At 70.2% G+C, this 26,862-nt stretch carries 27 protein-coding genes and 2 pseudogenes; 9 read left to right on the top strand and 20 right to left on the bottom strand.

From position 1 onward, the window contains the following. The first annotated feature begins 9 nt into the window (after nucleotides 1-9). The 3 genes from GA0070608_RS20800 (at nucleotide 10) to GA0070608_RS20790 (ending at nucleotide 2,471) form a co-directional block, all read left to right on the top strand. A complete protein-coding gene (locus GA0070608_RS20800; protein WP_218107541.1) occupies nucleotides 10-1,323 on the top strand; it encodes an MFS transporter in 1,314 nt (437 codons plus the stop codon). 112 nt (nucleotides 1,324-1,435) lie between these two features. Beyond that, a complete protein-coding gene (locus GA0070608_RS20795; RefSeq protein WP_091630225.1) occupies nucleotides 1,436-1,678 on the top strand; it encodes an ABC-2 transporter permease in 243 nt (80 codons plus the stop codon). A 64-nt stretch (nucleotides 1,679-1,742) separates the two neighbouring features. Then, the gene (locus GA0070608_RS20790; RefSeq protein ID WP_091630224.1) at nucleotides 1,743-2,471 is read left to right on the top strand and encodes a DUF899 domain-containing protein; all 729 of its coding nucleotides are present in this window, start codon (nucleotides 1,743-1,745) and stop codon (nucleotides 2,469-2,471) included. Between the two features lie 31 nt (nucleotides 2,472-2,502). Here the strand turns inward: GA0070608_RS20790 and GA0070608_RS20785 are convergent, their stop codons facing one another. Beyond that, a complete protein-coding gene (locus tag GA0070608_RS20785; protein ID WP_091630223.1) occupies nucleotides 2,503-3,951 on the bottom strand; it encodes a fibronectin type III domain-containing protein in 1,449 nt (482 codons plus the stop codon). A 195-nt stretch (nucleotides 3,952-4,146) separates the two neighbouring features. Here GA0070608_RS20785 and GA0070608_RS34345 point away from each other — a divergent pair. The 3 genes and pseudogenes from GA0070608_RS34345 to GA0070608_RS20770 all read left to right on the top strand — a co-directional run. Further along, nucleotides 4,147-4,332: pseudogene (locus tag GA0070608_RS34345) on the top strand (DDE-type integrase/transposase/recombinase); the annotation flags it as partial. 12 nt (nucleotides 4,333-4,344) lie between these two features. Further along, nucleotides 4,345-4,662, top strand: coding sequence for an amphi-Trp domain-containing protein (locus GA0070608_RS20775; protein WP_091630221.1), 318 nt, complete (start codon nucleotides 4,345-4,347; stop codon nucleotides 4,660-4,662). 828 nt (nucleotides 4,663-5,490) lie between these two features. Beyond that, a complete protein-coding gene (locus GA0070608_RS20770; protein ID WP_091630220.1) occupies nucleotides 5,491-6,087 on the top strand; it encodes a TetR/AcrR family transcriptional regulator in 597 nt (198 codons plus the stop codon). A gap of 591 nt (nucleotides 6,088-6,678) precedes the next feature. Here GA0070608_RS20770 and GA0070608_RS20765 read toward each other — a convergent pair. The 16 genes and pseudogenes from GA0070608_RS20765 to GA0070608_RS20690 all read right to left on the bottom strand — a co-directional run bounded on the left by GA0070608_RS20765 (nucleotide 6,679) and on the right by GA0070608_RS20690 (nucleotide 20,733). Beyond that, entirely contained in the window at nucleotides 6,679-7,089 is a 411-nt protein-coding gene (locus GA0070608_RS20765; protein WP_091630219.1) for a DNA glycosylase AlkZ-like family protein, read from the bottom strand. Between the two features lie 50 nt (nucleotides 7,090-7,139). Continuing rightward, a complete protein-coding gene (locus tag GA0070608_RS20760; RefSeq protein ID WP_091630218.1) occupies nucleotides 7,140-8,099 on the bottom strand; it encodes an electron transfer flavoprotein subunit alpha/FixB family protein in 960 nt (319 codons plus the stop codon). 11 nt (nucleotides 8,100-8,110) lie between these two features. Further along, nucleotides 8,111-8,890, bottom strand: a complete 780-nt coding sequence (locus GA0070608_RS20755; RefSeq protein WP_091630217.1) for an electron transfer flavoprotein subunit beta/FixA family protein — start codon at nucleotides 8,888-8,890, stop codon at nucleotides 8,111-8,113. A 131-nt stretch (nucleotides 8,891-9,021) separates the two neighbouring features. Further along, entirely contained in the window at nucleotides 9,022-9,903 is an 882-nt protein-coding gene (locus GA0070608_RS20750) for an enoyl-CoA hydratase (RefSeq protein ID WP_091635654.1), read from the bottom strand. 84 nt (nucleotides 9,904-9,987) lie between these two features. Further along, entirely contained in the window at nucleotides 9,988-11,004 is a 1,017-nt protein-coding gene (locus GA0070608_RS20745; RefSeq protein ID WP_091630216.1) for an acyl-CoA dehydrogenase family protein, read from the bottom strand. 6 nt (nucleotides 11,005-11,010) lie between these two features. After that, the gene (locus tag GA0070608_RS20740) at nucleotides 11,011-12,150 is read right to left on the bottom strand and encodes an acyl-CoA dehydrogenase family protein (protein ID WP_091630215.1); all 1,140 of its coding nucleotides are present in this window, start codon (nucleotides 12,148-12,150) and stop codon (nucleotides 11,011-11,013) included. A 1-nt stretch (nucleotide 12,151) separates the two neighbouring features. Further along, entirely contained in the window at nucleotides 12,152-13,402 is a 1,251-nt protein-coding gene (locus tag GA0070608_RS20735) for an acyl-CoA dehydrogenase family protein (protein ID WP_091635651.1), read from the bottom strand. A gap of 29 nt (nucleotides 13,403-13,431) precedes the next feature. Continuing rightward, entirely contained in the window at nucleotides 13,432-14,376 is a 945-nt protein-coding gene (locus tag GA0070608_RS20730) for an NADPH:quinone oxidoreductase family protein (protein WP_218107540.1), read from the bottom strand. 42 nt (nucleotides 14,377-14,418) lie between these two features. Next, nucleotides 14,419-15,207, bottom strand: a complete 789-nt coding sequence (locus GA0070608_RS20725; protein ID WP_091630214.1) for an enoyl-CoA hydratase family protein — start codon at nucleotides 15,205-15,207, stop codon at nucleotides 14,419-14,421. Further along, nucleotides 15,204-15,737: a MaoC/PaaZ C-terminal domain-containing protein gene (locus tag GA0070608_RS20720; RefSeq protein WP_091630213.1), complete on the bottom strand. Its 534-nt coding sequence runs from the start codon at nucleotides 15,735-15,737 to the stop codon at nucleotides 15,204-15,206. The genes GA0070608_RS20725 and GA0070608_RS20720 overlap by 4 nt, the downstream gene beginning before the upstream one ends. Then, nucleotides 15,734-16,207: an FAS1-like dehydratase domain-containing protein gene (locus GA0070608_RS20715; protein ID WP_091630212.1), complete on the bottom strand. Its 474-nt coding sequence runs from the start codon at nucleotides 16,205-16,207 to the stop codon at nucleotides 15,734-15,736. Before GA0070608_RS20715 ends, GA0070608_RS20720 begins: the two co-directional genes overlap by 4 nt. Before the next feature lie 61 nt (nucleotides 16,208-16,268). After that, nucleotides 16,269-17,062: pseudogene (locus GA0070608_RS20710) on the bottom strand (SDR family oxidoreductase). Then, nucleotides 17,059-17,934 (bottom strand): SDR family NAD(P)-dependent oxidoreductase, encoded by an 876-nt coding sequence (locus tag GA0070608_RS20705; RefSeq protein WP_091630210.1) that lies wholly within the window; start codon nucleotides 17,932-17,934, stop codon nucleotides 17,059-17,061. Before GA0070608_RS20705 ends, GA0070608_RS20710 begins: the two are co-directional and overlap by 4 nt. A 2-nt stretch (nucleotides 17,935-17,936) precedes the next feature. Continuing rightward, entirely contained in the window at nucleotides 17,937-19,052 is a 1,116-nt protein-coding gene (locus tag GA0070608_RS20700) for an NAD(P)H-dependent flavin oxidoreductase (protein ID WP_091630209.1), read from the bottom strand. Further along, nucleotides 19,049-19,876 carry a CoA-transferase subunit beta gene (locus GA0070608_RS20695; protein ID WP_245715856.1) on the bottom strand — a complete coding sequence of 276 codons (828 nt, stop codon included), beginning with the start codon at nucleotides 19,874-19,876 and terminating at the stop codon, nucleotides 19,049-19,051. The genes GA0070608_RS20700 and GA0070608_RS20695 overlap by 4 nt, the downstream gene beginning before the upstream one ends. Then, nucleotides 19,873-20,733 carry a CoA transferase subunit A gene (locus tag GA0070608_RS20690; protein ID WP_091630208.1) on the bottom strand — a complete coding sequence of 287 codons (861 nt, stop codon included), beginning with the start codon at nucleotides 20,731-20,733 and terminating at the stop codon, nucleotides 19,873-19,875. Before GA0070608_RS20690 ends, GA0070608_RS20695 begins: the two co-directional genes overlap by 4 nt. Before the next feature lie 172 nt (nucleotides 20,734-20,905). Between GA0070608_RS20690 and GA0070608_RS20685 the strand changes: the two genes are divergently transcribed. Continuing rightward, entirely contained in the window at nucleotides 20,906-21,667 is a 762-nt protein-coding gene (locus tag GA0070608_RS20685) for an enoyl-CoA hydratase/isomerase family protein (protein WP_091630207.1), read from the top strand. A gap of 4 nt (nucleotides 21,668-21,671) precedes the next feature. Here GA0070608_RS20685 and GA0070608_RS20680 read toward each other — a convergent pair whose 3' ends face one another. After that, nucleotides 21,672-22,487 carry a sugar phosphate isomerase/epimerase family protein gene (locus tag GA0070608_RS20680; RefSeq protein WP_091630206.1) on the bottom strand — a complete coding sequence of 272 codons (816 nt, stop codon included), beginning with the start codon at nucleotides 22,485-22,487 and terminating at the stop codon, nucleotides 21,672-21,674. A 45-nt stretch (nucleotides 22,488-22,532) separates the two neighbouring features. After that, on the bottom strand, nucleotides 22,533-23,486 hold the full coding sequence (locus GA0070608_RS20675) for an SDR family NAD(P)-dependent oxidoreductase (RefSeq protein ID WP_091630205.1): 954 nt from the start codon (nucleotides 23,484-23,486) through the stop codon (nucleotides 22,533-22,535). A 198-nt stretch (nucleotides 23,487-23,684) separates the two neighbouring features. On the opposite strand from GA0070608_RS20675, the gene GA0070608_RS20670 reads away from it, so the two are divergent. Together GA0070608_RS20670 and GA0070608_RS20665 are read left to right on the top strand one after the other, a co-directional pair. Further along, a complete protein-coding gene (locus tag GA0070608_RS20670) occupies nucleotides 23,685-24,332 on the top strand; it encodes a TetR/AcrR family transcriptional regulator (RefSeq protein WP_176733780.1) in 648 nt (215 codons plus the stop codon). Nucleotides 24,333-24,376: 44 nt separating this feature from the next. Next, entirely contained in the window at nucleotides 24,377-25,453 is a 1,077-nt protein-coding gene (locus GA0070608_RS20665) for a phosphotransferase family protein (RefSeq protein ID WP_091630203.1), read from the top strand. Between the two features lie 94 nt (nucleotides 25,454-25,547). On the opposite strand, the gene GA0070608_RS20660 is transcribed toward GA0070608_RS20665, so the two are convergent. Further along, complete coding sequence (locus GA0070608_RS20660) at nucleotides 25,548-26,768, bottom strand: acetyl-CoA C-acetyltransferase (RefSeq protein WP_091630202.1); 1,221 nt, start codon at nucleotides 26,766-26,768, stop codon at nucleotides 25,548-25,550. Nucleotides 26,769-26,862 lie beyond the last annotated feature (94 nt).

The raw sequence follows: 26,862 nt of genomic DNA, 5'->3' as shown, positions 1-26,862 counted from the left end.
GAGGAGACCGTGCCCGAGACAAGCCTTGCGCCCGAGACCAGTCCCGCGCCGGCACCCGCACACTGGAAACGTAACGTCGCGCTCTTCCTGTCCGGCCAGACCGTGTCGCTGTTCGGTTCAATGGTCGTCCAGTACGTGGTTATGTGGTATGTCACGTTGGAGACCAAGTCCGGCCTGGCGATCGCGCTCTACGCCGTCTGCGCGTTCGCCCCGCAGGGTGTCGTGTCGATCTTCGGCGGGGTGCTGGCCGACCGGATGAACCGCAAGACGCTGACGATCATCGCCGATGCGGGCATCGCGGTGGCGACCCTGGTCCTGGCCCTGTTGATGTTGAACGGCATCACTGACCTGTGGGTGATCCTGCTGGCGGTCGCGGTCCGCTCCTTCGGGGCCGGGGTGCAGACACCGACGGTACAGGCGATCATTCCGCAGATCGTGCCGGCCGACCAGCTGATGCGGGTCAACGGCATGTTCCAGACCATCAGCTCCGCGATGGCCCTGCTGGCTCCGGCGGCGGCTGCCGCCATCTACGCCGGTTTCGGAGTGGTGCCGGTCTTCTTCCTGGACGTGATCACCGCCGTGATCGGCATCGGGCTGCTGGCCCTGGTCGCGGTGCCCACCCTGGATCGGGCGACCGAGACTACGACCACCTACCGACAGGACCTGGTCGAGGGCATGCAGTACATCTGGACCCACCGGATCGTCCGCTGGCTGCTGCTGGTCTTCGCGATCATCTTCATGCTCACCGTCGCGCCGTCGTTCGTCACGCCGCTGATGGTGGCCCGCACCTTCGGTAGCGAAAAGTGGATGCTGGCCGTACTGGAGATCGCGTTCAGCGTAGGAATGCTGCTCGGCGGCGCGTTGATCGCCACCTGGCTGGCCAAGCGCAGCCGGATCGGACTGATCCTGATTTCCACCTTCAGCTTCGCGATCCTCACCGTGGCGATGGGCCTCAGCACCAACCTGTGGGTCTTCTACGGTTTCATGTTCTTGTTCGGGCTCGCGGTTCCCCTGTTCTCCACCCCTTTCATGACCTTGATCCAGGAGACGGTGGAGCCGGAGAAGCACGGCCGGGTGTTCAGCTACGTCGGCATCGTGATGGCCCTGGCCACCCCGATCGGCATGGTGGTGTTCGGCCCACTGGCCGACGTGATCAGCGTCCAGACCCTGCTGATCGTGGCTGGCCTGGTCACCATCGCCGTGATGATCGTGGCGATCATGGTGCCGTCCGGGCAGGCCGCGATCGCCGCCGCCCGAGCCACCTCGTCGCCGGTAGCCGAGGGCCCAGCCGCCGAGGAGTCGCTGGCCGCCAAGGCACACTGAGGCACTGCACCCTCCCTCACTGGAGCTTCGTTGGAACAGGGCGTACGTAATTGGCCGCTTCTGCTCACGGCCTCTGCCCTGACAGCGGTGACCGCCACGGCGATCGATAGCGGTGACCCTGCCGCCGCTGCTGACCCAGCTCGTCACCCAGGTTCTGGTGTTGCTCTTCTCTCCGGTGGCCTTCCCGGCGGGACAGCTTCCCGCCTGGTTTCAGGCCGTGCACGACGTCCTGCCGTTCCGGCCGGCCGCAGACCTGATCCGCGCCGGATTACTGTCCGACACGCACACCACGGGCGGACGCGATCTCGTCGTGCTGCTGGCGCGATCGCGATCGCGTTCGTGCACCAGGCCCTGATCCGCCGAGCCTGGCGGGCCGACACCGCCATGACAAGTTGTACCGACAACGGATGGAGCGTCACATGACAGAGATCGACCTTCCCCTGCCTCCCGTTGTGGATGCCGAAGCGTGGGCGGAAGCGCGGCGCGTGCTTCTCCTACAGGAGAAGGCGCTCACTCGGATGAAGGACTCCGTCGCGGCCATGCGGCGGCGGCTGCCCGTCGTGGAAGTCACTACCCCCTACGTCTTCGAAGGGGCCGATGGCCCGGTGAGTCTCCTCGACCTCTTCGGAGACCGGCCGCAGCTCATCGTGCAGCACTTCATGTTCGCTGAAGACTGGGAGGAAGGATGTGACGGCTGTTCGATGATGGCCGATCACATCGGCCCTCTCAGCCACCTGCAGGCGCGACGCACATCGTTCGCGCTCGTGTCCCGTGCGCCGATCGACAAGCTCACGGCATTTCGAACGCGGATGGGATGGAAACTACCGTGGGTGTCTTCCGGAGGGACGACCTTCAACGACGACTTCGGTGCCACACAGGACGGTGAGGAACGGCAGGCGATCAGCGTCTTCATTCGACGCCGCGACCGCATATTCCACTCGTGGTCGACGTTTGCTCGGGGCGAAGAGCCGTTCATGCTCGTCTTCGACCTCCTCGATCTCACTCCCTACGGACGACAGGAGTCTTGGGAGCACTCCCCCGAAGGGTGGCCGCAGGAGCCGACCTACTCCTGGATGCGGCTACAAGACCGTTACGGCGCCGAGGCCGACCAGTGCGCACACCATGCGGTCACCGCCCTGCACCCTTGACGCGCGTGTCAGGACCGCCCGCGCCGCGACATCACGGGGCGACCAGGAACGGGGTGATCACGTCGACCGGGGCAGTCGGCGGGGACTCGTCGCCGTTCGCGTTGACCGCGGTCAGCCGGTACTGGTGGCGTTCAGCGCCGCGGGTGCGCAGGGTCACGGCGTTGCCTGGGTACGTGCCGACCACCGTGGCGCCGTCGTACAGGCGGTAGGCCAGGCCGGGCAACGGGGTCCAGGACAGCGGGACGTCGGCATCGTAGGTGTTGACGACCGTCGGCTGGGCCACACGGAAGCCGAGCGGAGCCACCGGGCGGTCGGTGGGGCCCGGGAGCGTGGTCACGGTCAGCGGCGCCGAGGCGGGCGTGTCGGGGCAGCCGGGCAACGACCCGACCACGCGCAGGCTGTGTGGCGAGGCCGGCGCCAGGCCCGTGAGCACTGCGCCCGGGTCGGTGACGGTGGCGACGACGCTGTCGCCGTCCAGCACCGTGTAGGAGCCGGCGGTCGACTCGAGGGTCCAGTCCAGGCGCAGGGTCGACGCGGTGACAGCGGTGGCGGTCACCCTGGACGGGGACGGCGGGAGAACCGGGCAGGCGGCGGTCGAGAGGGACAGGACGGGGCTGTGTTCCGACTCGTTGCCGGCCACGTCCAGCGCCGCCACGGTGAAGCGGTGCACGGTGCCGTGGAACAGGCCAGTGACCGTCGCCGACGGGGTCCAGGTCGTGGCGACCCGGTAGGCGCCGTCGTAGACCGCGTACTGGTGGACGTACGAGCCGTCGGACGGGGCCGGCCAGGTCAGGCCGACCGAGCGGTCGGTCCTGGCGGTGGTGGCGAGGTTTCGCGGCGCGGCGGTCGCATTCGTCGCGCCGGGAAGCGTGCGGGTGGTGGCGTAGCCAACCGGTCCGGTGCGCGGGTCGCAGTTGGCGCGGCGCAGGGCGATTGTGTACGCGGTGTCGGGGGTGAGGCCGCCGACGCGCAGGCTCGTGCCGGGCACGATGCCGTAGTCACGGCCGTTGACCGTCAGAGCGAGCTGCGGCGACGCCCGGCCCACCGACCAGCGCACCGATAGAGCGGAGGACGTCACGTCGAAGACGGTGAGCGGCGCGGGCTCGTCGCACTGGGGTGCCATGCCGGGCGTCCACGTGGTGCCCGTGAACGGCGCAGACGGGGGCGACTCCACGCCGTTGGAGGAGACCGCGGTCACCGTGTAGGTGTGGGTGGTGTTGACGCCTAGGTACTGCATCGGGGCCGACGTCGTCGCCGTGCGCCGCACGACCGCGCCGCCCTCGTAGACGCGGAACGACGCGATCGCGGGGCCGCCCGCCGGCTGGCGCCAGGACAGGAAGATGCCGGTGGCGGCGACCGAACCGGTCAGGTCGGCCGGCGCCAGCGGGGTGGGGCCGGCGGCGGCCGCGGTGCCGGTGGTGCCGGCGAGCACGGTGAGTAGGGCGGTCAGCGCGGCGGCCGTGGCGGCGAGCGTACGCATCGGCGATCCTCTCTATGGAGACGCCGAGAAACAGTAAACAAAGCTTCCTGTTGATGTCAACGTCAGGGGCGCCGAAGGATCTTGCCGGTGCTGCGGCGGACCAAGGGGTCGGCGAAGGCATGCGGGGACTCACCGACGCCGCCGCCGTCTACCCGAACATGTTCGACGAGCTGATCCCCGTCCACGTGGCACCACGTCGAGCAGTACGCCAACAATCCGATCGAGGCTGATCACAGCCAGCTCAAACGCCGGTTGAGACCGATGCGAGGGCTGCGAACGGACAAGACAGCACAGACGCCGCTCGCCGACCCGGTCGGCCACTTCTCCACCGCCGCCGGTCGATCGGGACGCCCCTCACTCGGCCCGTCGCTAGCGGAATGAAAGCATGACGGCATGGATATCTACGAAGACGCCCGGACCGTATCTCGGGCGGATCTGGCCGCCTGGCTCCGCCAATTGGCGGGCCAACTGGAGACCACCGGGCACCTCTTCTACGGCGCTGCGGGTACGATCGCCGTCGCTGACCAGGTGCGGTGCGAGCTGGAGGTCGAGCAGGAGGGAACGGACGAGTTCTCGGTCGAGATCGAGTTCTCCTGGGTCAGCCCGAGGACCGCTGAGGCGGTCGAGCCCTCCGCCGGGACGGGGGCCGCCCGGGAGACCGAGACGAAGACGGAAGCACCGGATCCGGCGGAGAGTTCCACCGCCGAATAGCGCGTTGCGACGGCGCTCCGAAGGCCCACGCACGTGACCACGTACCTGGGGTAGCGAACGGCCTTGGCCTGGGATTACTCCCGGGCCAAGGCTCATCTCGCTCATGGCCCCACCGGATACCCCGCCCCCGTCGCCGTCCGGCCTGGACCGCCCCGCCCTGCTCGGCGGGGCAGCCGCCGTCGCCGGCGTCACGGCGCTGGCCCCCTGGACGCGCTCGCCGCGCGGTCCGCGCAGGCCACTCCCGACGAGCGCAGTGCCCGCCGCCCACACAGCCCGAACTACGGCCCGATGGTCCCGGTCCGGGACCATGCCACCGGCATCTACGGTTGGCCGCCCGCCGTTGGACGTATCCCCACCGGCTCGGGCGCCCATCAATCGAACCCGCACTGGTCGAGGAGATACGCATCGGGAGCTACCACAGTTGTTGGCTCCCGTGACCTCGCACGGATGCTGGCGTCCGATGGTCGACATGGGTCAATACCCCACGGGGATTGCGCCTTGTCGGAGCCATCCCGCTCGCCGACCGTGTCGGACTCGTTGGTTACGACAGCCTGACGACCGGCTTGTCAGCCATCGCCGCTTTCTCGCCGCCGGCGCACCCGGCCGTCCGCGGCCGGCCCGCAGGCGGCCGCCTGGATCAGGGTAACTCGATATCCGGGGCCGTGCGCGGTAAATTTACCAAGCGCTTGATTGGTTACGCTATCCTGGATCCTGGAATAGCACGACCTATCGATGCCGCCGGTACACTCCGGAGGCCGTCCGGCGGGAAGCCCCTTCGGACGGCCAACGACCAAGACCCTGTTCCGTCGAGTCTGTCTGCGAGAAAACATGGCGCGAGAGCCTGGAGTACGGCGCGAGGCGATCCTCGACAGCGCCGCCACCCTGTTCGCGAGCAAGGGGGTGGCCGCGACCACGGTCCGACAGATCGCCGACGACGTCGGCATCCTCTCCGGCAGCCTCTACCACCACTTTGACTCGAAGGAGTCGATGGTCGACGAGATCGTCTCCTCCTTCCTCAAGGATCTCCAGCACCGGTACGCGCAGGTCCTGGCACAGGAGACCGACGCCCGCCGACGCCTGCACGACCTGGTCGTGGCCTCCCTGAAGGTCGTCGAGGAACACCCACACGCCACGGAGATCTACCAGAACGACGTCAACTACCTGTTGCAGTTCGACCGGTTCGGCTACCTCCGCAACGCCGGCCGGCAGGTGCAGAATGCCTGGCTCACCGTCATCGAGGCTGGCATCGCCGAGGGCACCTTCCGTGCCGACGTCGACCCGAAGATCCTCTACCGGCTGATGCGGGATGCGGTGTGGCTGTCCGTACGGTGGTTCAAGCCCAGCGCCGACCACCCCATCTCCAGCCTCGCCGAGGACTGCACCTCGCTCTTCGTGGACGGCCTGACCAACCGGGCCAAGAACTGACCCACTCCGCCGGCCCCCGGGCACTACCTGGCCGGAGATGCCGGCCGCCGCGTCGGAGAACAGGTGGTCCGCCGCCCAGTAGCAGGTCAGGCCCAGCCGCGAGGTAGCGCCGCAAGGCCGGAGGCAACGTCCGCTCCTGCCGTCGCCAGATCCGGCGGCCGCTGTGTCGGGTGACTCGTAGCCAGCGCGTAACGCACCCCGGCCCTCCGCAAGGCCTCGCAGAAAGCGCGCGGGGTCAACGACCACGACTCCGGAAGGCTGCGGCACTCTGCCGGGCATGTCATTCGCTAGTGCCTCGATTTTGAATGTTTGACCGGGTAATCGACTGTTCTGGCGTAACCAGCATGCCCCGATCGGGATCCGGGAGTCGCGATGAGCGCCGAGATCCGCCACGGTGCCGGCCGGCGGAGGTTCTCCGCGCCGGGCCTGTCGAGCTGATGTCGCAGACGATTCAGGGCCGTCTGGTCCCACCCGGTGGCTCGGACACCGTCTGATGTCGCAAACGACTCAGCTCGACAGCGTCGTACGACCCTTCCACCCGCAGGCCGACTCGGACGTCCACCACCGCCGCACCGAACACCGATCACCCGTTCAAGGCTGCATGACGAGGCCCCGGGTGGTGAACTCGACGCCGGCGAGGGAACCAGCGCGGTACGCGGCAAGGCGTTCAGCTTGTTCGACGATTTCGTTACGCGTGGTCGCGGGCAGCTTCTGCCACGGATCAACAACGACTTTCAACGTCCTGCCGGACTTGGGGGGACGCCAGGTGTCGACCAGCCCACCGCCGGCCAGGACGGCGCCGGGGCGACCCAGCACTGGCCACAACTCCCTGGCCTGGACCGCGCCCGGCACCAGCATCGCTCGGTCCTTGGCTTGGAGGAAGGGGTCGAACGAGCCGAGCAGGCGGGTAGCCGTGGCGTCGACCGATCCCAGCGCCGGCTCGTCGACGGCCAGGAACGAGCGCGTCTCGCCGCCGCCCCGTATTGCCACTGCTCCTGCCATCCGTCGTTCTCCGCCACCCTCCGCCCGTATGCATGATCGACACTACCGTGTCACTTGCGCTTGCGGATCTCGTCTGCGGCCTGCGGGACGATCTTGAACAGGTCGCCCACCACACCGAAGTCGGCCAACTCGAAGATCGGCGCCTCACCGTCCTTGTTGACCGCCACGATGGTCTTCGAGGTCTGCATACCGGCCCGGTGCTGAATCGCACCCGAAATACCCAGCGCCACATAGAGCTGCGGAGACACCGTCTTACCGGTCTGACCCACCTGGAACTGGTGCGGGTAGTAACCCGAGTCCACCGCAGCACGCGACGCGCCCACCGCACCGCCCAGCAGGTCCGCCAACTCCTCGACCAGCTTGAAGTTGTCGGCGTTACCCACACCCCGACCACCCGAGACGACCACACCCGCCTCGGTCAACTCCGGACGGGAACCCTTCTGCTCGGCAACCCGCTCGACGACCCTGGCCAACTTGTCGGTGTCCGTGACCGCGACGGTCAACTGCTCAACAACCGGGCTGGCCGCCACCGGGATCGGGTTGACCGAGTTCGGCCGGACAGTCACCAACGGCAGACCACGGCTGACCTTGGACTTGACGATCGCAGAACCGGCAAACGCCACCTGGGTGGCGATGCCATCGGCACCCAGACCGACCACGTCAGTCAGGATGCCGTTGTCCAACTTGACGGCCAGCCGGGCGGCGATCTCCTTGCCCTCCTGCGACGACGCCAACAACACGGCGGCCGGCTGCACCCGCGAGACCAACCCGGCCAGCACAGTCGCCTTCGGGGCCACCAGATAGCCGTCAATCTCCTCACTCTCGGCCGCGTAGATCTTCTCCGCACCGTACTCACCCAGCCTGGCGCTCAACGCCTCGGCGGCGCCGGGACCACCGAGCACAACCGCACTCGGGGCGCCCAACTCACGGGCGAGGGTGAGCATCTCCAGGGTGACCTTCTTGACGCCGAACTCACGAGTAGCTTCGACGACGACGAGAACCTCAGACATGTCCAGACCCCTCACACAAACTTCTCGGTAGCGAGGAACTCGACCAGCTTCACGCCGCCATCGCCCTCATCGGTGACCTTCGCCCCACCGGAACGCGGCGGACGCCTGGTGTGCTCCAGCACGGTGCTGGTCGCGCCCTCGAAACCCACCTCGGCCGGAGCCACACCCAGGTCAGCCAGGGACAACGTCTGCACCGGCTTCTTCTTCGCCGCCATGATGCCCTTGAACGACGGGTAACGCGGCTCGTTGATGGTGTCCCACACGGAGACCACAGCAGGGGCGGTAGCGGTGACCACCTCGTAGCCCTCCTCCGTCTGCCGCTCGACGGTCAACGTCGAGCCGTCGACGGTGAGCTTGCGGGCACCGGTCAACGCCGCAACACCCAACCGCTCGGCGACCATGTGCGGAATGACCTGCACCCGACCGTCGGTCGACTCCGTGCCACACAACACCAGATCGGCGTTGAGCTGACCGAGCGCGGCAGCCAGCACCTTCGACGTCGCCACCGCACACGACCCGTGCAGGGCATCGTCCAACACGTGCACGGCCTTGTCCGGACCCATGGACAGCGCCTTACGGATCGACTCGGTCGCCCGCTCCGGACCCATCGTCAGAACGGTCACCTCACCCCCGTGCGCCTCCTTGATCTTCAACGCCTCCTCGATGGCGTACTCATCCATCTCGTTGATGACGTTGCTCGCCGAACCGCGGTCGACAGTGTTGTCGTCACTACGCAGGCTGCGGTCCGCGCCCGAATCAGGCACCTGCTTGACGAGTACGACGATGTTCATCGCGCTTCGACGACCCTTCTCCTAGTTAGAGATCGTTTCAAAGATGGCATGCATTTTGGCGGCCTGCCCGGGGCAGCGCTCCTAACCAGTCCTCACGGGAAAGGCCGCCGTCGCGGTGGCGTACGGCAGGATCACTCTCCCCTTCTCGCGGCGTCACGCATGCTCCGGGCGTCCTGGCCACCGAGGGGATCACTGCCCACCTCGGCGTTGTGCGCGTGGGCCGCGTGGTGCAGCCCGAACACCGAATCCATCCCATCCCGCAGGCCCATGAGGTCCTCGGCCTGGTTGACCGCCTTCTTGGTCAGCGCAAGACCCAGACGCGGCATCTGTGCGATCCGGGTGGCGAGCCCCATGACCTCCGCCTCGAGATCGTCCCTGGCGACGACCCGGTTGACCATGCCGAGCTCGGCCGCGCGCGCCGCCGGCATCCGGTCGCCGGTGAAGAGGAACTCCTTGGCGAACCGCGGGCCCAGCACCCACGGGTGGGCGAAGTACTCGACCCCGGGGATCCCCATGCGCACGACCGGGTCGGCGAAGAACGCGTCGTCCGAAGCAACGATCAGGTCGCATGACCAGGCGAGCATGAGGCCACCGGCGACACACGCTCCCTGCACCATGGCGATCATCGGCTTGGGCAGCTCGCGCCAGCGGCGGCACATCCCGAGGTAGACCTCGGACTCGCGGGCGAACCGGCTGTCCACCCCGGCCTTTCCGACATGGTCCCACCACAGGCCGGCACGCCGGTCGAACGACGAGTCGATGTCACGACCCGGCGTGCCGATGTCGTGGCCGGCCGAGAAGTGCTTCCCCGCACCTGCCAGGACGATGACCTTCACCTCGTCGTCGGCGGCTGCGCGGTAGAACGCGTCGTCGAGGGCATAGGTCATCGTGGAGTTCTGCGCGTTGCGGTACTCGGGCCGATTCATCGTCACGACGGCCACCGGCCCCCGCGTCTCGTACCGGACGACCTCCACCGCCGCGTCGTGCGGGGCCGCGCCGCTGGTCTCGCTCATCTGCATCTCCTTCTCGCCGGGGGTGTACGTCGTGAGGGTCATGGGCCGCCGGTGAGGCACCATCGAGTGCCTGCGGGCAAGCGGTCAGGACGCGGGACGCGCGCCGGTCAGGCCGACACCGAGGTCCGCCAGCAGAGCAGCCCGATGCCAGGCGGAGCTGCCCCACGACGATTCCAGAGCCCACGACCGCTTGAGGAACAGCTGCAGGTCGTACTCGGTCGTGTACCCGATCGCGCCGTGGCACTGCAGAGCGGCCCGGCCCACGACGTGCGCCGCCTCGGACGCCAACGCCTTGGCGGTCGCCAGTGAGCGCAGCCGGCCCGGGACGCCCGCGGCCAGCTCGAACCCGGCCGTCGCCACCACCGGGGCGGCGAACTCCAGTTGCAGCAGCGCCGTGGCGAGGTGATGCTTGACCGCTTGGAAGCTGCCGACCGGCACCCCGAACTGCTCTCTGGTGCGCACGTGCTCGACCGCGAGGTCGAGCATCCGTCGGGACAGCCCGATGAGCTCGGCCGAGGCCGCCAACACTCCCCGCTCCCATGCCAGCCTCACCACCTGCGGGTCGTCCACGGTCGCCACGAGCCGCGCGTCCGCGTACTCGGTCAGGTCCAGCGCGAAGTCCACCGACGGCGACGCCGAGGCCGTCGCCTCGGACACGTCGAGAACCTCGATGCGCCCGGTCCCGCCGAAGCCGCCGCTCAGCACCAGGTCGACACCGGAACCGAACGAGACCCGCCCGGTCACCGCAGGGTCGGCACCGACCGTGAGAGACCCCTCGACAAGGCTCGCCAGCAGGTCCGGGGCGCCCGAGGCAAGCACCGCCGGAGCAACCGCCAGGGTCGCCGTGAGCGGCAACGGGGCCGCGGCATATCCGATCTGCTCGAAGACCGACACGAGATGGTTCTCGTCCAGGCCCAGCCCTCCGTCGTCCTCGGCCACGAGCAGCCCCGCCACGCCGAGGCCGGCCAGGCTCTCGGCCAGCGAGGCCACCTGCGCCGACCCGGCTCCGGCGCGCACCGTCTCCGGCGGGCACCGGTCGGTGAGCACCTGACGGACGACCGCCTCGAGCTCACGCTGTTCGTCACTCGGAGCGAAACGCACGCCTGGTCACCTCCTCGGCAGACCGAGCACGCGCTCGGCGATGATGTTGCGCTGGATCTCGTTGGTGCCCGCATAGATCGGGCCCGACAGCGAAAACTGGTAGCCGCGGGTCCAGGGACCGTCGACAAGCGCGTCCGGACCGAGCAGTTCCAGCGCCGTCTCGTGCAACGCGATGTCCAACTCGGACCAGAAGACCTTGTTGAGGCTCGAACGCGCACCGACCGGGCGGCCCTCGACGAGGTTGGTGACCTGCGCGAGCGTGAACTGCTGGTAGGCGTGCGCCTGCATCCACGAGCGCGCCACACGGTCGCGGAGCAGATCGGTCGCCGCCCCGGCCCGCTCGCCCGCGAGCGCCACGAGCGCGTCGGCCGCCTTGAGGAAGCGCCCCGGTGAGCGCAGCGTCAGGCCCCGCTCCGACCCGGTCGTCGACATCGCGACCGACCAGCCCTGGTCGACGCCGCCAAGAAGCGCCGAGTCCGGTACGAACGCGTCCTCGAAGAACACGTCGGCAAAGCCCTCGTCACCGTCGAGCCGGTCGAACCCGCGCACCGTCACGCCCGGGGTATCCAGCGGCACAAGGAAGTACGTCAGTCCCCGATGCCGCTCGGCCTGCGGGTCGCTGCGGAACAACCCGAACAGGTGGGTGCAGAACGCGCCCCGCGTCGACCAGGTCTTCTGCCCGCTCAGGCGCCACCCGCCGGCCTGCTCGTCCCGCACCGCCTGGGATCGGATCCCCGCCAGGTCGCTGCCCGCGCCCGGCTCCGACCAGCCCTGGGCCCACAGGTCCTGCGCCGCCGCCATCCGCGGCAGCAGTACGTCCTGCTGCTCCTTCGTGCCGAACTCGAAGATTGTCGGGGCCAGCAGGAAGATGCCGTTCTGGGTCACCCGCTGCGGCGCACCGGCCCGGTAGTACTCCTCCTCGAAGATGAGCCACTGCCATATCGAAGCCTCGCGGCCGCCGTACTCCTTGGGCCACGACACGACCGACCACCGGTCCGCGTGCAACGCCCGCTCCCACTCCAGGTGTGCGGCGAAGCCCTCCGCGGTGTCCCCAGAGGGCAGCGGCTGCCGCGGCACGTTCACGGCGAGCCAGTCGCGGGCCTCCGCACGGAACTGCTCGTCCTGCGCCGACCAGGTCAGGTCCATCTCAGCCCCGCCCCGTCTCGGCGGCGTCCGTTGGCGCCGTGTCGCGGTAGCGGCGTAGTTGCGTGCGCGCCACCGTGCGCAGGTGCACCTCGTCCGGGCCGTCGGCGATGCCGAGGATCCGGGCGCTGGCCCACATCCGGGCGATCGGGAAGTCGTCGGTGACCCCACCGCCGCCGTGTGCCTGGATCGAACGGTCCAGCACGTTGCGGGCGACCCTCGGCGCGACGACCTTGATCGCGGCGATCTCGGTCGCGGCGCCCTGGGCCCCGACCCGATCGATGAGCCATGCCGCCTTGAGCACAAGCAGGCGGGCCTGCTCGATCTCCATGCGGGACTCGGCGATCCAGTTTCGCACCACGCCCTGCTCGGAGAGCGGGCCGCCGAACGCCTCGCGGGCCATCGTCCGGCGCACCATGAGCTCGAGGCCCCGCTCGGCCATGCCGAGGCAGCGCATCGCGTGGTGGATGCGTCCCGGGCCGAGGCGGGCCTGGGCGATCGCGAAGCCGTCACCCTCAGCGCCAAGCAGGTTCGTCACCGGCACCCGCACGTCGTCGAACCGGATCTCGCAATGGCCATGCTGGTCGTGGTAGCCGAAGATCGGCAGCGAGCGCACGATCGTCACCCCGGAGGTGTCGACCGGCACGAGAACCATGGACTGCTGCCGGTAGACGGCCGCCTCCGGGTCCGTCTTGCCCATCAGCACGAGGATGTCGCAGCGCGGGTCCGCCGCGCCGGTCGTCCACCACTTCCGTCCGTTGATGACGTACTCGTCGCCGTCGCGCACGATCGAGGTGGAGATGTTGCGTGCGTCGGAGGAGGCCACGTCCGGCTCGGTCATCGAGAAACCGGAGCGCATCGTGCCTTCGAGCAACGGTGTGAGCCACTGCCGCTTCTGCTCGGGCGTGCCGAACATGTGCAGCAGCTCCATGTTGCCCGTGTCCGGCGCGGCACAGTTGAGCGCCTCGGGGGCGAGGTAGGGCGAGCGTCCGGTCTCCTCGGCCAGGTAGGCGTACTCGAGATTGGTGAGGCCCGACAGGTCAGGCAGGAAGAGGTTCCACAGACCCAGCTTGCGCGCCGTGGCCTTCAGCTCTTCGACGACCGGCGGCAGGACGTGGGACACTCCCCCGTTCTCGCGGGCCGCAGCACCGAGCTCGGCGGCGTACACCTTCTCGGCGGGGTAGACGTGCTCGGCCATGAACGTGCGCAACGTCGCGAGCAGCTCGATCGAGCGCGGGCCGGGGCCGAGGTCCATCTGGGTCAGCTCGGTCGCGTCAGCCACCTTCACTTCTTGCCTGCTTTCATCCGGAGGGCGATCTTGCCGAGAGCGCCACGGTTCATCACCGTGCCGAGCGCGCGGGCGGCCTCCTCCAGCGGGAAGACCTCGCTGACGTGTGGCCTCAGCCGACCAGCGGCGATCCACTCGAGCAACGTCGTCATGTTCGCGGCGTTCGCCTCCGGGTTGCGCTTGGCCCAGGCGCCCCAGAGGACCCCCAGAACCGCGCCCTCGGTGAGCAGCAGCCGGTTGAGCTTGACCTGCGGGATCTCGCCCGCCGCGTAGCCGACGGTGAGGAACCTCCCGGCCCACGAAAGGGCACGCAGCGCCGCGGTGGCGGCGGCGCCGCCGACGGGGTCGTAGACGACGTCGGCACCGGCGCCACCGGTCAGCTCGCGCACCGTCGCCGTCATGTCGTCGTAGCCGATGGCGTGGTCGGCCCCGTGCGCCAGGCACAGCTCACGCTTGTCCTCGCTCGAGGCGGCCGCGATCACGGTCGCGCCGAGGGCCTTGCCGATCTGCACGGCGGTGAGGCCGACGCCGCCGGAGGCGCCGAGCACGAGCAGCGTCTCGCCGGCGGCGAGGCCGGCCCGGTCGACGAGCCCGTGGTAGGACGTGCCGTAGACGACGGGAATCGTGCTGGCCTCGACGAGGTCGACGCCCTCGGGCAACGGGTGGACCATGCGGGCGTCGACGAGCACCTGCGCGGCGTAGCCGCCGATGCCACAGAAGCCGATGACGCGGGTGCCGACAGGCGGGCTGGTCACCCCGTCGCCGAGCGCCGCGACCGTGCCGGCGACCTCGCAGCCGGGCACGAACGGCAGCTCCGGCTTGGTCTGGTAGGTGCCGGCGACGATGAGCCCGTCGGGAAAGTTCACCCCGGCGCCGACGACGTCGACGAGCACCTGCCCAGGGCCGGGCTGCGGCTGCGGCCGGTCCGTGAGCGTGAGCACCTCGGGCCCCCCGAGCTCACGGACCACCATCGAACGCACGGCTCAGCCCTCCCGGCCCGAGCGCGCCGCCTTGTCGGTGCCGGCGAACTCGTCGCGGACCCGGTCGGCGACCCCGGTGAGGTTGAGCTCGAAGGTGAAGCCCTGCTCGAAGCGGTAGCTGCGGTTGACGTCCCACAGGTCGATGCCGTTGAGCGAGGCCTTCGCGGCCCGGATGACGGTGGGGTCCTTCCCGGCGATCTGGGCCGCGACGGCGAACGCCGCCTCGCGCAGCTGCTCGCGAGGTACGACGCTGTGGACCGAGCCGTACGCGTGCAGCTCCTGGGCGGTGGCCGTGGCCGAGGTGTAGACCATGGCACGCATCCGGTGCTGGGGCACCATCCGGGACAGGTGGGTCGCGGCACCGAGCGCGCCGCGGTCGACCTCGGGCAGGCCGAAGGTGGCGTCGTCGGAGGCGACGATGACGTCGGAGTTGCCGACCAGGCCGATGCCGCCCCCGAGACAGAAGCCGTTGACGGCGGTGACGACCGGGACGGGGCACTCGTAGACGGCCTTGAACGCGGCGTAGCAGCCGCGGTTGGCGCCGAGCAGCGCGGTGAAGCCGTCGGTGTGCTGCATCTCCTTGATGTCGACGCCGGCGTTGAAGCCGCGGCCTTCGGCCCGCAGCACGACGACCCGCACCGATTCGTCGGCGCCGGCGGCGTCGAGGGCGGAGGCGAGTGCGAACCAGCCGGCCACGGGCAGCGCGTTGACCGGCGGGTTGTCCACGACGATCTCGGCGATCCCGTCGGGGTGCGTGGTCGTCGTCACGGACGCGTGGGTCGTGGGGGTCATCCCTGCTCCTCGGTGGTCTCGGGCTGCTCGCTGGTCCCGGGTGTCGCGCCCCCGACGGCGGCGTCGAGAGCGGCCCCGGGCAGCACGAATGTCGCCCACACCGTGACGGCCGTATCACCGGTCTGACGACGGCAGGTCAGCTCGACGTCGACGCGACCCTCACGACCGTCCTCACCCTCGAACACGTAGGTGCGCAGCGGAACAGCTTCGAGCGTGAGGGTGTCGCCAGGCCACACCTGGGCCAGGAACCGGATGCGGAAGTCACGCACGTTGGGGCCGCCGAGCCAGTCGGTGGCGTAGGTGCCGAGCAGGCTGGCCTGCCACATGCCCACCGAAAAGGGGCTCGGGAACCCGGCGGACCTGGCGAAGACCTCGTCGTGGTGGATCGGGTTCATGTCACCCGAAGCGCCCTGGTAGCGGACGAAGTCGGTGCGGGTCACCGGGCCGTGGGTGCGTGCCGGCGGGGTCGCCGGGACGGGCAGGCTGACCTCGGTCGTACCGGGCTGGGTGGTGGCGGTCGTGTCGCTCATGCGGGAGCTCCGTCCTGCGTCGCGGCCTCGGTGCCCGGCGGGCGGGCCGTCTCGACACCGGTGAGCTTGGCCTGGGCGACGAGACGCCCGGTCTCGTCGCGGAAGTCGGTGTACATCACGGCGAAGGTCATCTCACCGCCGCGGCGCCCCACCTTGGTGTAGATCTCGCCGATGCGCGACTGGCAGGTGAGCCTGGTCCCGGCGCGAGGCGGCTCACCGAAGAAGGTGTACTGCTGCTCGGCGTGCAGGCCGCGCTGCTGGTCGAGCTCGACCGCGGACCACGGGTTGGAGTCCTCGCCCTGCCAGAAGAAGGTCGTCGTGAGGAACGTCGGCTGTACGACCGGGTTCTCCTCCTGCAGGTAGGCAGCGTCGGCCGCTCCGGTGGCCAGCGCGAACTCGCGGATCTTGCCGCGCTCGACGTCGAGCCGGAAGGGGGCGCCGGTGACGCCCTGCGCGTCGGGGTTGGCCACGACGGGCTCCTTTCGTCGGTCCGCTGCGTGCCAGCGCGGGTCGCCGGCACGCAGCGGGTGGTCACGGGTGCTGGCTCGAGACGGACACAACCTCGCCGGTCATGTACGACGAGTAGTCACTGGCGAGAAAGACGATGACGTTGGCGATCTCCCACGGCGTCGCGGCCCGGCCGAAGGCCTCCTGGGCCGAGAGTTGGGCGAGCAGTTCGTCGCTGGTCACCTTGGCCAGGTGGGCGTGCAGGGCGATGCTCGGGGACACCGCGTTGACCCGGATGCCGTGCTCGGCGACGTCGAGGGCCGAGCACCGGGTCAGCGCCATGACGCCGGCCTTGGCCGCGGCGTAGTGTGCCTGTCCCTTCTGCGCGCGCCAGCCGATGACGGAGGCGTTGTTGACGATGACCCCCTTGCCGGCCGGGATCATGTGCCGCAGCACCGACCGGGTCGCCTTGAACGTCGAGGTCAGGGTCACCGACAGGACGGAGTCCCACTGGTCGTCGGTCATGTCCTGCACGGCCGCGGTGCCGCCGAGGCCGGCGTTGTTGACGAGCACGTCGATGCCGCCGAACTCGGCGGCGACGGTGTCCATGAGGTGGTCGAGCTGGACCTGGTCGGTGACGTCGCAGGGCACCCCGAGCGGCCGGGTCCCGGTGAGACGCTCAAGCTCGTCGACCGACTCGGCGAGGCGGCGCTCGTGACGGTCGCTGATGGCGACACGCGCGCCTTCCTCGGCGGCGCGGCGCGCCGTCGAGAAGCCGATGCCGGTGCCGGCCGCGGCGGTGACGAGCACCGAGCGCCCGGAGAGCAGCCCGTGGGCGGGGCCGGCCCAGTCGGTGGCGTTGGTGTGACCGGTGTCAGACACGGGTGGCCATCTCCTTCGCGATGTCCTCGACGCTCCAGCGGGCACCCTTGTCGACGGTCCAGTCGTAGCTCCACGGCGCGAAGCGACGGATCTCGCCGCCCTTGGCGTAGTACACCTCGCCGGTCACCGGCGCGTCGGCGGTGAGCAGCCAGGCGACGAGCGGGGAGACGTTGCCCGGGTGGTAGACGTCGAACGCGGCGGGGTCGGCCGGGGCAGCGACCATCTCGCCGATGCCGGGCAGGTCCTGGGTCATCCGGGTGCGCGCGACCGGGACGATCGCGTTGACGCGTACGCCGTAGCGGCCGATCTCCTCGGCGAGGATGACGGTGAGGGCGGCGATGCCGGCCTTGCCCGCGCCGTAGTTCGTCTGCCCGACGGCGCCGATAAGGCCTGAGGTCGAGGAGACGTTGACGATCGAGGCGACCGGCTGGTTGCCGGCCTTGGACTCGGTGCGCCAGTGGTCGGCGAACACCCGGCACGGCGCGAACGTCGAGCGCAGTTGGCCACGGATCACCGCGTCCCAGTCGTCTTCGCTCATGTTCACGAACATCCGGTCTCGCAGGATGCCGGCGTTGTTGACGAGGCCGTCGACGCGCCCATAGGTGTCGCGGGCGAGCGTGAGCAACTCGCGGGCACCCTCGGTGGTGGCGACGTCCGCGGTGCTGGCCACGGCCTGCCCGCCAGCGGTCGTGATCTCGGCGGCGACGGCCTCGATGACCGAGGGTTCGCTGCCGGTGCCGTCGGCGGCGGCGCCGGTGTCGGCGACGACGACCGAGGCACCTTCGGCGGCGGCGAGCAGCGCGTGCTCACGGCCGAGGCCGCGGCCGGCACCGGTGACGACGACGGCCCGTCCCTGCAGTGCTCCCATGACTAGTCCTCCTTGTGCACGGCCGGGGCCGACGCGACCGGCGCGGGCACGCCGAGTCGGTCGAGGGTCCGGGTGGCCTCGTCGATGATGCGGTCGATGAGCTCGGCGACGGTCGGGACGTCGTCGATGAGTCCGACGACCTGGCCGGTGGCCATGACGCCGACGTCGGTCCTGCCCTCGAGCAGGGCCGACCGGTAGAGCATCGGAGCGTTGGCCGCCATGACGACCTGACTCCACGTCAGGTCGTGAGCCTTGCGCATGGCCAGGCCCTCTCGGACCATGTCGCCCCACGGCGTGCTGGACAGCTTCTGGAAGGCGAAGGCGTTGCGCACGGCCCGCAGCAGTCTGCCGGCGGCGGAGGTGCGCTCCAGTTCCTCGATCGTGCCGGCGCGCAGCACGCGCTGCGGCACGCCATCGACCTGCAGGGTCAGGACGGTGTCGTTGACCGTCTTGGACAGGTAGACGTCCTTGACCGACGGCTGGACCGGCGAGTCGCTGGTGAGCAGGAAGCGGGTGCCCATGGCGATGCCCTCGGCGCCGTAGGCGAGCGCGGCGACGAGGCCGCGGCCGTCGAAGAAGCCACCGGCGCCGATGACCGGAATGTCGACGGCGTCAACGACCTGGGGCAGCAGCAGGCTGGTGGGCACCCCGCCGGTGTGGCCGCCACCCTCGCCGCCCTGCACGATGACGGCGTCGGCGCCCCACGCGGCGACCTTCTCGGCGTGGCGGCGCGCGCCGATCGACGGGACGACGACGAGGCCGGCGTCCTTGCACTTGGCGAGGAGCGCCTGCTTGGGGGCCAGCGCGAAGGAGGCGACCTTGACGCCGGCCGAGATGAGCAGGTCGATGCGCTTGACGACGTCGGGCTGGTCGGCGCGGATGTTGACGCCGAACGGCGCGTCCGTGCCAGCCTGGATCTGTTCGATGGCCACGACGAGCTCGTCGAAGGACAGCAGGCCGGCCGCGAGGATGCCCAGCCCGCCGGCGTTGGCCGTCGCGGTGGTCAAACGCACGTCGGAGACGTAGCCCATGCCGGTCTGGACGATCGGGTACCGCACCCCGAACAGGTCGGTCGCCCGGGTACGCAGCCTCGGGTGCGGCCCCTGGGCCTGGCTCATGCGGGGATCTCGCGGTCGCGCAGCGAGCGGGGGTCGATGACCTCGCGGATGAGGCGCAGCTCCTCGGCGCTCGGCGCGCGCGTGGCCGGGACCTCACCCTCGACGTGCACGTCACAGGCGGTGGCTGCACGGAACTCCTCGAGCGTGACGCCGGGGTGCAGGCTGAGCAGGCGCATCGCGCCGTCGGGGCCGCCGAAGTCGAGGACCGCGAGGTTGGTGACGACACGGCGCAGATCGTGGTACGCGCTCGCGGCCGGGCCGGCGGCGCGGGCGCTGTCGGTGCCGACGCCGGAGACCATGTCGACGGTCCGGACGAAGCTGCGCGTGGAGTGGTTGGGCACCCAGTAGCTGGTCGGGTGGTAGACGCTGTTGCCGGGGGCGCCGCGCACGCCGAGCAGCTGGACCTTGGGCTGGGCGTAGTCGCCGATGGCCGAGATGTTGGTGTTGCCGTGCCCGTCGATCTGGGCCGGGATCATCATGACGTGCCGCTTGCCGTGCCAGACGAGGTCGAAGATCGTGCGGAACGGGCTCCAGCCCTCGACGACGACGCCCTCGGTGGCGTGCGGGTCCGCGCCAATCTGCCAGGTGCCGGAGACGAAGTGGGCCTCACCGTCGGTGAGCAGCAGATCGGGGGCGACGGTGAGCCGGGCGAGGCGGACGCCGATGGCCGGGATCGTGCCGAAGGCGCTGGCGATGAACTCGCCGTCGCCGGCGAACGCGTCCGCCACGGCGACCGCGCAGTACTCGGCGCGGGTCACCGGCGCGTCGGCAGTGATGGCGCTGCCCGTGGGCTGGTCCGCAGACCCGGTGACGGTGCTGCTCATGCGACCTCCTCGGCTCGGGCGGCGACGGCCGCCTGGTAGTCATCTTCCGTACCGGACAGGTATCGCTTCTCGAACTTGGCCCAGGCCTGCGGGTCACCGGCGGCCTTGACGTACTCACGCTGGAAGGCCTCGTCGCGTTCGTAGTCGGGGGCGCAGGAGGTGAAGTGCGCGCCGTTCGGGGTCTCGACGACGCCGGTGACGAGCTGACGGTTGATCTTGATCGTCGCCGAGTGGCCGGCGGCGCTGAGCTCGGCCGTGGGCACGATCCGCTCGCAGGACATGAAGGCCTTGTCGGCGGCGAGGCAGTAGAGGTCGTCGAAGTACGGGTCGGGTCCGAGGAACTGGCCGTTGCCCTGGGCGTCGGCGCGGTTCATGTGCACGAGGGCCGCGTCGAGGCGCAGCGGCGGCATGGCCACGAGCTGCTCGGTGCCGTACGGGTCCTGGACGAGCTTGAGGTCGGGATTGTGCTTCAGGACGTCCGACCCGAGCCCGGCGCGGGTCGGCAGGAAGGGCAGGCGGATGCCGGCGGCGTACAGCCCCCACTGGAGCATGCCCTCGTCGACCTCGGCGACCTCGACGGCGCCTTTCTGCCGCGCGGCGCGGAAGTGCGGGTCAAGGGCGATGCTGTCGAGCGAGACGAAACCGAAGACGACCTTCTTGACCTTGCCCGCGGCGCAGAGCAGGCCGACGTCCGGCCCGCCGTAGCTGACGATGGTCAGGTCCTTGAGGTCGGAGCGCAGGATCTCGCGCACGAGGGCCATGGGCTTGCGCCGTGAGCCCCATCCCCCGATGCCGATGATCATCCCGGATTCGAGCCGCGACACGACGTCGCGGGTTGTCAGAGTCTTGTCGGCCATGTGTCCCTCATCGTTCCGTCTCGGGGCACTACTCGAGCGCGGTGGCGAGCGGTGCGAAAGCGAGTCGCGTGCCGGGCATCCGTGGCCGGGCCACCGTGTAGCAAGCGCTTGGTTGGTAGACTAACAGCCATCGGGAAAGGGTCAAGACCCTAATGCGCAGGAGGGTGGGACGATGGGCACAGTGGTGTGCGAACGCGTTGACGCGGTGGGTGTCATCAGGATCAACAGGCCGCGGGTGCGTAACGCCCTCGACCCCGACACCCTCCTGGCGATGACCGACGCCCTGCTCGGGTACGACGCGGACCCGGGCGTGCGCGCGGTCGTGCTGACCGGCACCGGAGAGCTGTCCTTCAGCGCCGGGATGGACCTGCGTGCCGCAGCCGAGGGGCGCCTGGTCGACGTGGCACGCAGTCCGCTGACGCTGCTGCGCGGCGGTTACCGCAAGCCGGTCATCGCCGCGGTCAACGGGCCCGCCGTCGGCGGCGGCTTCGAGCTCGCCCTCGCCTGCGACCTCGTCGTCGCGGCCGAGCACGCCTACTTCGCACTGCCCGAGGTGGGGCGCGGCATCGCCGCCTCCGAGGGCGGCACCGACCTGCCCCGTCGCCTGCCGGTCGCCGTCGCCCTCGAGCTCGGACTGACGACCGAGCCGCTTCCGGCGGCCCGGGCCCACGAGCTGGGCCTGGTCAACGCCGTGGTCCCCGCCGACGAGGTCCTCCCGCGCGCGCTCGCGCTCGGCGCCCGGATCGCGACCCACTCTCCGGCGGCGGTGCTGGCGACCAAGCGGCTCATGCACCTGAGCCTGGACACCCGCGAACGTGATTTCGCCGCGGTCAACCGACTCGCGACCCTCGAGCTGCTCGCCGGGCCGGATGCCGCCGAGGGCGCGGCCGCGTTCGTCGCCAAGCGCGCGCCGCGGTGGGCGGACGTGCCCTGAGCGCTCAGGGGCACGCCGCCGCGACCTGCTCGCGCATCCACGTGATCGAGCGGGTCACCGCCGACTCGGCGCCCTCGGCCTCGATGGCCGGGCCGAGCAACTCGACGTCGACGATGCCGGTGTAACCAGCCCGCAGCACGCTCCCCAGCAGGCCGGCCATCGGCAGGTCGGCGTCCCCGGGCACCCACCGGTTCGGGAAGGTCGAGGTGCCGACCCGGAAGTCGGACACCTGCAGGATCTCGATCTGCGCGACCCGCTCGCGGACCAGGTCGGTCAGGCCGCGCTCCTGCCAGCAGCAGTAGAGGTCGAGGCAGATGCCGATGCCGCAGAGGTCGGCCAGGGCGAGGGCGTCCCGCGCGGTGTGCGTGAAGCTGAGGTCGCACCTGACCGGCAGGGTGTTCTCCACGCCGAGGCGCACCCCGTGCTCACGGGCGGTGGCCACGACCGGCATGATCCGCTCGGCGAACCGGTCGGCCGCCTCCTCCCACGTCAGGTGTGCCGAGGGGCCCGACGTGAGGTAGACGAGGTCGGCCCCGAGCGTACGGGCGTTGACGACGCCGGTCTGCAGCGCCGCGACCTGCTGTGCCCAGCCCGACTCGTCGTCCGGATGGGCGGTGAAGCTGTGCACGAGGTAGCCGAGCCGTACGTCGTGCTCGGCGAGCAGGTCGCCGAGGGCCGGCACGCCGAAGGGGGCGACCTTGCCGCCTTGCAGGCCGACGAGGTCGGTGCCGGTACGCCGGTACATCGCGACCTCCTCGGGCAGGGCCCAGGACATCGCGGCCATGCCACTGACGCAGAGCGGGTTGATCGTGGCGGACATCGGGCTCCTGTCGGTTCGGAGGTCGTTCGGGTGTCGGACGTCGGGTCAGTCGAGGTATTCGATGCGCACCCGGCGCACCCCGAGGGGCGCCAGGTACGGCCGCAGCCGCGCCGTGACGGCCTCGGCGATCCGCTCCGGGGTCCACGCCGCGTGCCGCAGCACGGGGTCGACGAGCGCCGGGTGGGTCGTCAGCATGAGCTCGGGACCGTTGGAGCGCAGCACCTGACCGGTGAGCTCGACGCTGAGGTCTGAGAGCAGGTAGAGCAGCAGCGGCACGTTGGCCTCGGGCGCGATCCCCGCGTTCTGCCCGCTCGGGGCACCGCGGAACTGCTCGAGCACCTCGGCCATCTGGGTCTGCGCGTTCGGGGAGATCGCGTTGACGCGGATCCCGGCCTCGGCGAGCTCGGCTGCCCACGCGTAGGTGAGCGTGGCGATCGCGGCCTTCGTCGCCCCGTACACGGCCGTCTCGGCACGGCCCATCTGCTCGCCTGAGGTGACGTTGACCAGAACCCCGTGGCCCTGGGTGCGCATCGCCGCGATCGCGGCGTTGCCCCAGGCGATGGTGCCGAGCACGTTGACCTCGAGCATCCGGCGCGCCATGGCCTCGGACTCGGTGCCGGCGTGAGCCATGGCGAAGACGCCAGCGTTGTTGACGAGGCCGTCGAGCTGGCCGTGCTCTGCGAGACAGTCACGCACGAGGTCGTGCGCGGTCGCCCAGTCCGCGACGTCGGCGACCCTGCTCGAGCCGCGCCCACCAACTGCGGCGAGCTGCCCGCTGAGCCGCTCGAGTCCCTTCTCGTCGACGTCGACGGCGACCACGTGTGCCCCGGCCGCGGCGATGCCGCGCGCGTATGCCGCCCCCAACCCGTTGGCGGCGCCGGTGACGAGGACGACGCGGCCGGCAAGCAGGCCGGCCCCCTCGTCAGGCCTGGAGACGGGTGGACGACCGCCGCTGCCGGGCAGGACGGTGGGGATCGGACCGGTCCTCGGGTCGGACATACGGGCAGCCCCTTTCGGCTGATCGGGGTCCGGAGCGCAGCCCCTCTCGCAACCGAACGAGCGCTTGGTTGGCCGTATAATAGGCGGCGCAGCCTCACCGGTCAAGGGAGGTCTCCACCTCCACCAAGCACGGGAGGTGCCGAAGTGATATAAACAAGCGCTTGACCAAACATGCTCGAGGAACCGGGAGCACCCCAGATGTCGACAACCCAGGACCGCCGCTCGGTCATCCTCGACAACGCTGCGCACCTGTTCGCGACCAAGGGGATCGGCGCCACGACCGTCCGCGAGATCGCCGACTCGGTCGGCATCCTCTCGGGCAGCCTCTACCACCACTTCAAGTCCAAGGACGAGATGGTCAACGCGATCATTTCGGACTACCTGACCGACCTGACCTACCGCTACACCAAGGTGCTGGCGTCCGAGGAGAGCCCGGCGGCCCAGCTACGCGAGCTCGTGACGAGCTCGCTGGCCAACATCGAGGCCCACCCGCATGCGACCGAGATCTACCAGAACTCGAGCACCTACCTGCCCACGATCAACGGCTACGAGCACATCCGCGAGTCGGCCGCCGTGATCCAGCGGGCCTGGATCCAGGTACTCGAGGCCGGCATTGCCAGGGGCGACTTCCGCAACGACATCCCGGTGCGCGTGCTGCACGGCATGCTGCGTGACTCGCTGTGGCTCTCGGTCCGTTGGTTCAAACCGACCCCGTCGTACTCCAGGGCAGCCTTCGCCGCCGACTTCGTCTCGGTCTACCTCGACGGATTCTCGCCCGCGACTGAGCGCGGCCGGTCCGCGCCAGGGGCGTCCACGTCCGGCGTACGACACGACACGCCGAATTAACCAAGCGCTTGCTACGGTCGTCCCGACGACGAGGAGGCGCTCCCATGACGGCAGCAGGTCATGCCAGGACCGGTCCGGCCCCGATCGGCACCACCCGACACGCCGGGCTCCCGGCGGGGGTCGACGCCTGGCTCGGCCGCGCCGTGCCCGAGCTGCAGGGGAACCTGCGACACGAGCTCATCGCCGGGGGACGCTCTAACCTCACCTACCGGACCACCGACGCGGCCGGACACGTCGTCGTGCTGCGACGTCCACCGCTCGGGGACCACCCGGCCACCGCGCACGACGTGCTACGCGAGGCGCGGATCCTGCGCGGGCTGCATGGCCACCTCCCGGTGCCGCGAGTGCTCGCCGTCGAGGAGACGGGTGAGGTGGCCGGCGCCCCTCTCGTCGTGCTCGAGCACCTCGACGGCACGATCCTGCGCAGCCCCGCCGACGTCGAGCGGCTCACCACCGAGGCCGATCGCGCGCTCATCGGCCCCACGATCGTTGACGCCCTCGTGGCCCTGCACGGGCTCGAGCCGGAGGTCATCGGGCTCGGCGGTCTGGCCCATCGCCGTGACTACATCGCCCGCCAGCTCGGGCGCTGGAACGAGAACTGGCACCGGACCAGGATCCGCGACCTGCCCGATCTGCAGACCGCGCACGAGCATCTCGTGGCCGCGGCTCCCGAGCAGTCCCGCTCGGGGATCGTGCACGGGGACTTCCGCCTCGACAACTGCATGCTCGACTCGCGCTGGCGGGTGCAGGGCGTGCTCGACTGGGAGCTGACCACGGTCGGAGACCCCTTGGCCGACGTCGGCCAACTGCTCGTCTACTGGGCGCAGGCCGACGACGAGGCCCGCGCGCTGCACGACCCGGCCACGGTCCTGCCCGGATTCTCGACCCGGGAGGAGCTGCTCTCCCGGTACTGCCTCGCCACCGGCACCGATCTGGCCCGGATCGACTACTTCGTCGCCTACAACTGGTGGAAGACCGCGTGCATCGTCGAGGGCGTGCACACCAGGGTCGCGCAGGGTGCGATGAGCGGTGGCGACCGCACCGCGGCCTCGTTCGCCGAGCAGTCGGCCGCCGTCGCCGGCCGGGCTGCGACGCTCGCGGCAGCGCTGCGCCGGCACTGACCCTCGCCCGGCCGCGGACCCGCGCACCTTGGCACCTCCGCACAGGGCCCGGTCGCGTTCGCGACCGGGCCCTGTGCGGGGTGGGCGCGGGGCCCTAGGAGAGCCGTTCGATGACCATCGCCATGCCCTGGCCGCCGGCCGTGCACATCGTCTCGAGACCGAGCTGGCCGTCCCGGGCCCGCAGCCCGTTGATGAGCGTCGTCGTCATCCGCGCTCCGGTCTGGCCGAACGGGTGGCCCAGGGCGATCGCGCCGCCGTGGACGTTGACCCGCTCGGGACCGACCTTGAGGTCCCAGATCGAGGGGATGACCTGCGCGGCGAACGCCTCGTTGAGCTCGACGAGATCAATGTCGGCCATCGAGAGCCCGGCCAGCGCGAGGGCCTGCCTCGAGGCCTCGACCGGGCCGAGACCCATGATCTCCGGCGAGATCGCCGAGACCCCCGTGGACAGGATCCGGGCCAGCGGCGTGATGCCGAGCTCGGCGGCCTTGCGGCCGGACATGACGACGAGGGCGGCCGCGCCGTCGTTGAGCGGGCAGCAGTTGCCCGCGGTCACCGTGCCGTCGGGCCGGAAGACCGGGTTGAGGCCGGAAAGCGACTCGACGGTCACCCCGGCGCGGGGGCCGTCGTCGGTGGCTACGACGGTGCCGTCGGCGAGGGTCACCGGCGTGATGTCGGTGGCGAAGAAGCCCGACTCGATCGCGGCCTGGGCCCGCTGCTGGCTCGTGGCGGCCCACTCGTCCTGCGCGGCGCGGCTCACACCGCGGTGGCTCGCGACGTTCTCGGCGGTCTCGCCCATCGCGATGTAGACGTCGGGCAGCTCACCCGCGTCGCGCGGGTCGGTCCACGGGCCGGCTCCACCCTGGGCGCGGGCGGCGGTGCGCTCCCCCGCCGCCGCGAAGATCGGGTTCTTCGTGTCCGGCATGCCGTCGGACTTGCCTGCGGCGAAGTGCGAGACGACCTCGACCCCGGCGGAGACGAGCACGTCCGCCTCACCGGCGCGGATGGCGTGCAGCGCCATCCGGGTCGTCTGCAGGCTCGAGGCGCAGTACCGCTGCACCGTCGTCCCGGGGACCCGGTCGAGCCCGAGCTCGACGGCGACGACGCGCCCGAGGCCCCAGCCCTGCTCGCCGGCCGGCTGCGCGCAGCCGAGCATGAGGTCGTCGATCTGGGTCGGGTCGAGCGACGGCACCTGGGCCAGGGCCGCCTGGACCATCTGGGTGGCCAGGTCGTCGGCCCGCATCGAGGCCAACGACCCCTTGAAGGCCCGGCCGATCGGCGAGCGCGCCGCGGCGACGATGACTACGTCCTGCATGGTGTCCTCCGATTTTGGGCTGGTGCCCGTGACGGCGGTGCCGTCGGTGTCAGGTCTGGTCGGGGGTGTCGGGTCTGCGGGCCGCGGGAGACCG

The organism is Micromonospora peucetia (assembly GCF_900091625.1).
GTDB classification, from domain to species: domain Bacteria; phylum Actinomycetota; class Actinomycetes; order Mycobacteriales; family Micromonosporaceae; genus Micromonospora; species Micromonospora peucetia.
Note: the sequence above shows the minus strand (reverse complement) of the source record. Positions and strands in the feature narration are given on the sequence as shown.

What these genes read in the sequence shown, in the direction of transcription:
- GA0070608_RS20740 (WP_091630215.1), bottom strand. Translation starts at nt 12,150, where the DNA reads ATGGACCTGACCTGGTCGGCGCAGGACGAGCAGTTCCGTGCGGAGGCC.
- GA0070608_RS20755 (WP_091630217.1), bottom strand. Translation starts at nt 8,890, where the DNA reads ATGAACATCGTCGTACTCGTCAAGCAGGTGCCTGATTCGGGCGCGGAC.
- GA0070608_RS20675 (WP_091630205.1), bottom strand. Translation starts at nt 23,486, where the DNA reads ATGTCCGACCCGAGGACCGGTCCGATCCCCACCGTCCTGCCCGGCAGC.
- GA0070608_RS20670 (WP_176733780.1), top strand. Translation starts at nt 23,685, where the DNA reads ATGTCGACAACCCAGGACCGCCGCTCGGTCATCCTCGACAACGCTGCG.
- GA0070608_RS20660 (WP_091630202.1), bottom strand. Translation starts at nt 26,768, where the DNA reads ATGCAGGACGTAGTCATCGTCGCCGCGGCGCGCTCGCCGATCGGCCGG.
- GA0070608_RS20690 (WP_091630208.1), bottom strand. Translation starts at nt 20,733, where the DNA reads ATGGCCGACAAGACTCTGACAACCCGCGACGTCGTGTCGCGGCTCGAA.
- GA0070608_RS20765 (WP_091630219.1), bottom strand. Translation starts at nt 7,089, where the DNA reads ATGGCAGGAGCAGTGGCAATACGGGGCGGCGGCGAGACGCGCTCGTTC.
- GA0070608_RS20720 (WP_091630213.1), bottom strand. Translation starts at nt 15,737, where the DNA reads ATGAGCGACACGACCGCCACCACCCAGCCCGGTACGACCGAGGTCAGC.
- GA0070608_RS20785 (WP_091630223.1), bottom strand. Translation starts at nt 3,951, where the DNA reads ATGCGTACGCTCGCCGCCACGGCCGCCGCGCTGACCGCCCTACTCACC.
- GA0070608_RS20705 (WP_091630210.1), bottom strand. Translation starts at nt 17,934, where the DNA reads ATGGGAGCACTGCAGGGACGGGCCGTCGTCGTCACCGGTGCCGGCCGC.
- GA0070608_RS20775 (WP_091630221.1), top strand. Translation starts at nt 4,345, where the DNA reads ATGGATATCTACGAAGACGCCCGGACCGTATCTCGGGCGGATCTGGCC.
- GA0070608_RS20790 (WP_091630224.1), top strand. Translation starts at nt 1,743, where the DNA reads ATGACAGAGATCGACCTTCCCCTGCCTCCCGTTGTGGATGCCGAAGCG.
- GA0070608_RS20735 (WP_091635651.1), bottom strand. Translation starts at nt 13,402, where the DNA reads ATGGACCTCGGCCCCGGCCCGCGCTCGATCGAGCTGCTCGCGACGTTG.
- GA0070608_RS20700 (WP_091630209.1), bottom strand. Translation starts at nt 19,052, where the DNA reads ATGAGCCAGGCCCAGGGGCCGCACCCGAGGCTGCGTACCCGGGCGACC.
- GA0070608_RS20695 (WP_245715856.1), bottom strand. Translation starts at nt 19,876, where the DNA reads ATGAGCAGCACCGTCACCGGGTCTGCGGACCAGCCCACGGGCAGCGCC.
- GA0070608_RS20725 (WP_091630214.1), bottom strand. Translation starts at nt 15,207, where the DNA reads ATGACCCCCACGACCCACGCGTCCGTGACGACGACCACGCACCCCGAC.
- GA0070608_RS20760 (WP_091630218.1), bottom strand. Translation starts at nt 8,099, where the DNA reads ATGTCTGAGGTTCTCGTCGTCGTCGAAGCTACTCGTGAGTTCGGCGTC.
- GA0070608_RS20680 (WP_091630206.1), bottom strand. Translation starts at nt 22,487, where the DNA reads ATGTCCGCCACGATCAACCCGCTCTGCGTCAGTGGCATGGCCGCGATG.
- GA0070608_RS20750 (WP_091635654.1), bottom strand. Translation starts at nt 9,903, where the DNA reads ATGAGCGAGACCAGCGGCGCGGCCCCGCACGACGCGGCGGTGGAGGTC.
- GA0070608_RS20770 (WP_091630220.1), top strand. Translation starts at nt 5,491, where the DNA reads ATGGCGCGAGAGCCTGGAGTACGGCGCGAGGCGATCCTCGACAGCGCC.
- GA0070608_RS20665 (WP_091630203.1), top strand. Translation starts at nt 24,377, where the DNA reads ATGACGGCAGCAGGTCATGCCAGGACCGGTCCGGCCCCGATCGGCACC.
- GA0070608_RS20685 (WP_091630207.1), top strand. Translation starts at nt 20,906, where the DNA reads ATGGGCACAGTGGTGTGCGAACGCGTTGACGCGGTGGGTGTCATCAGG.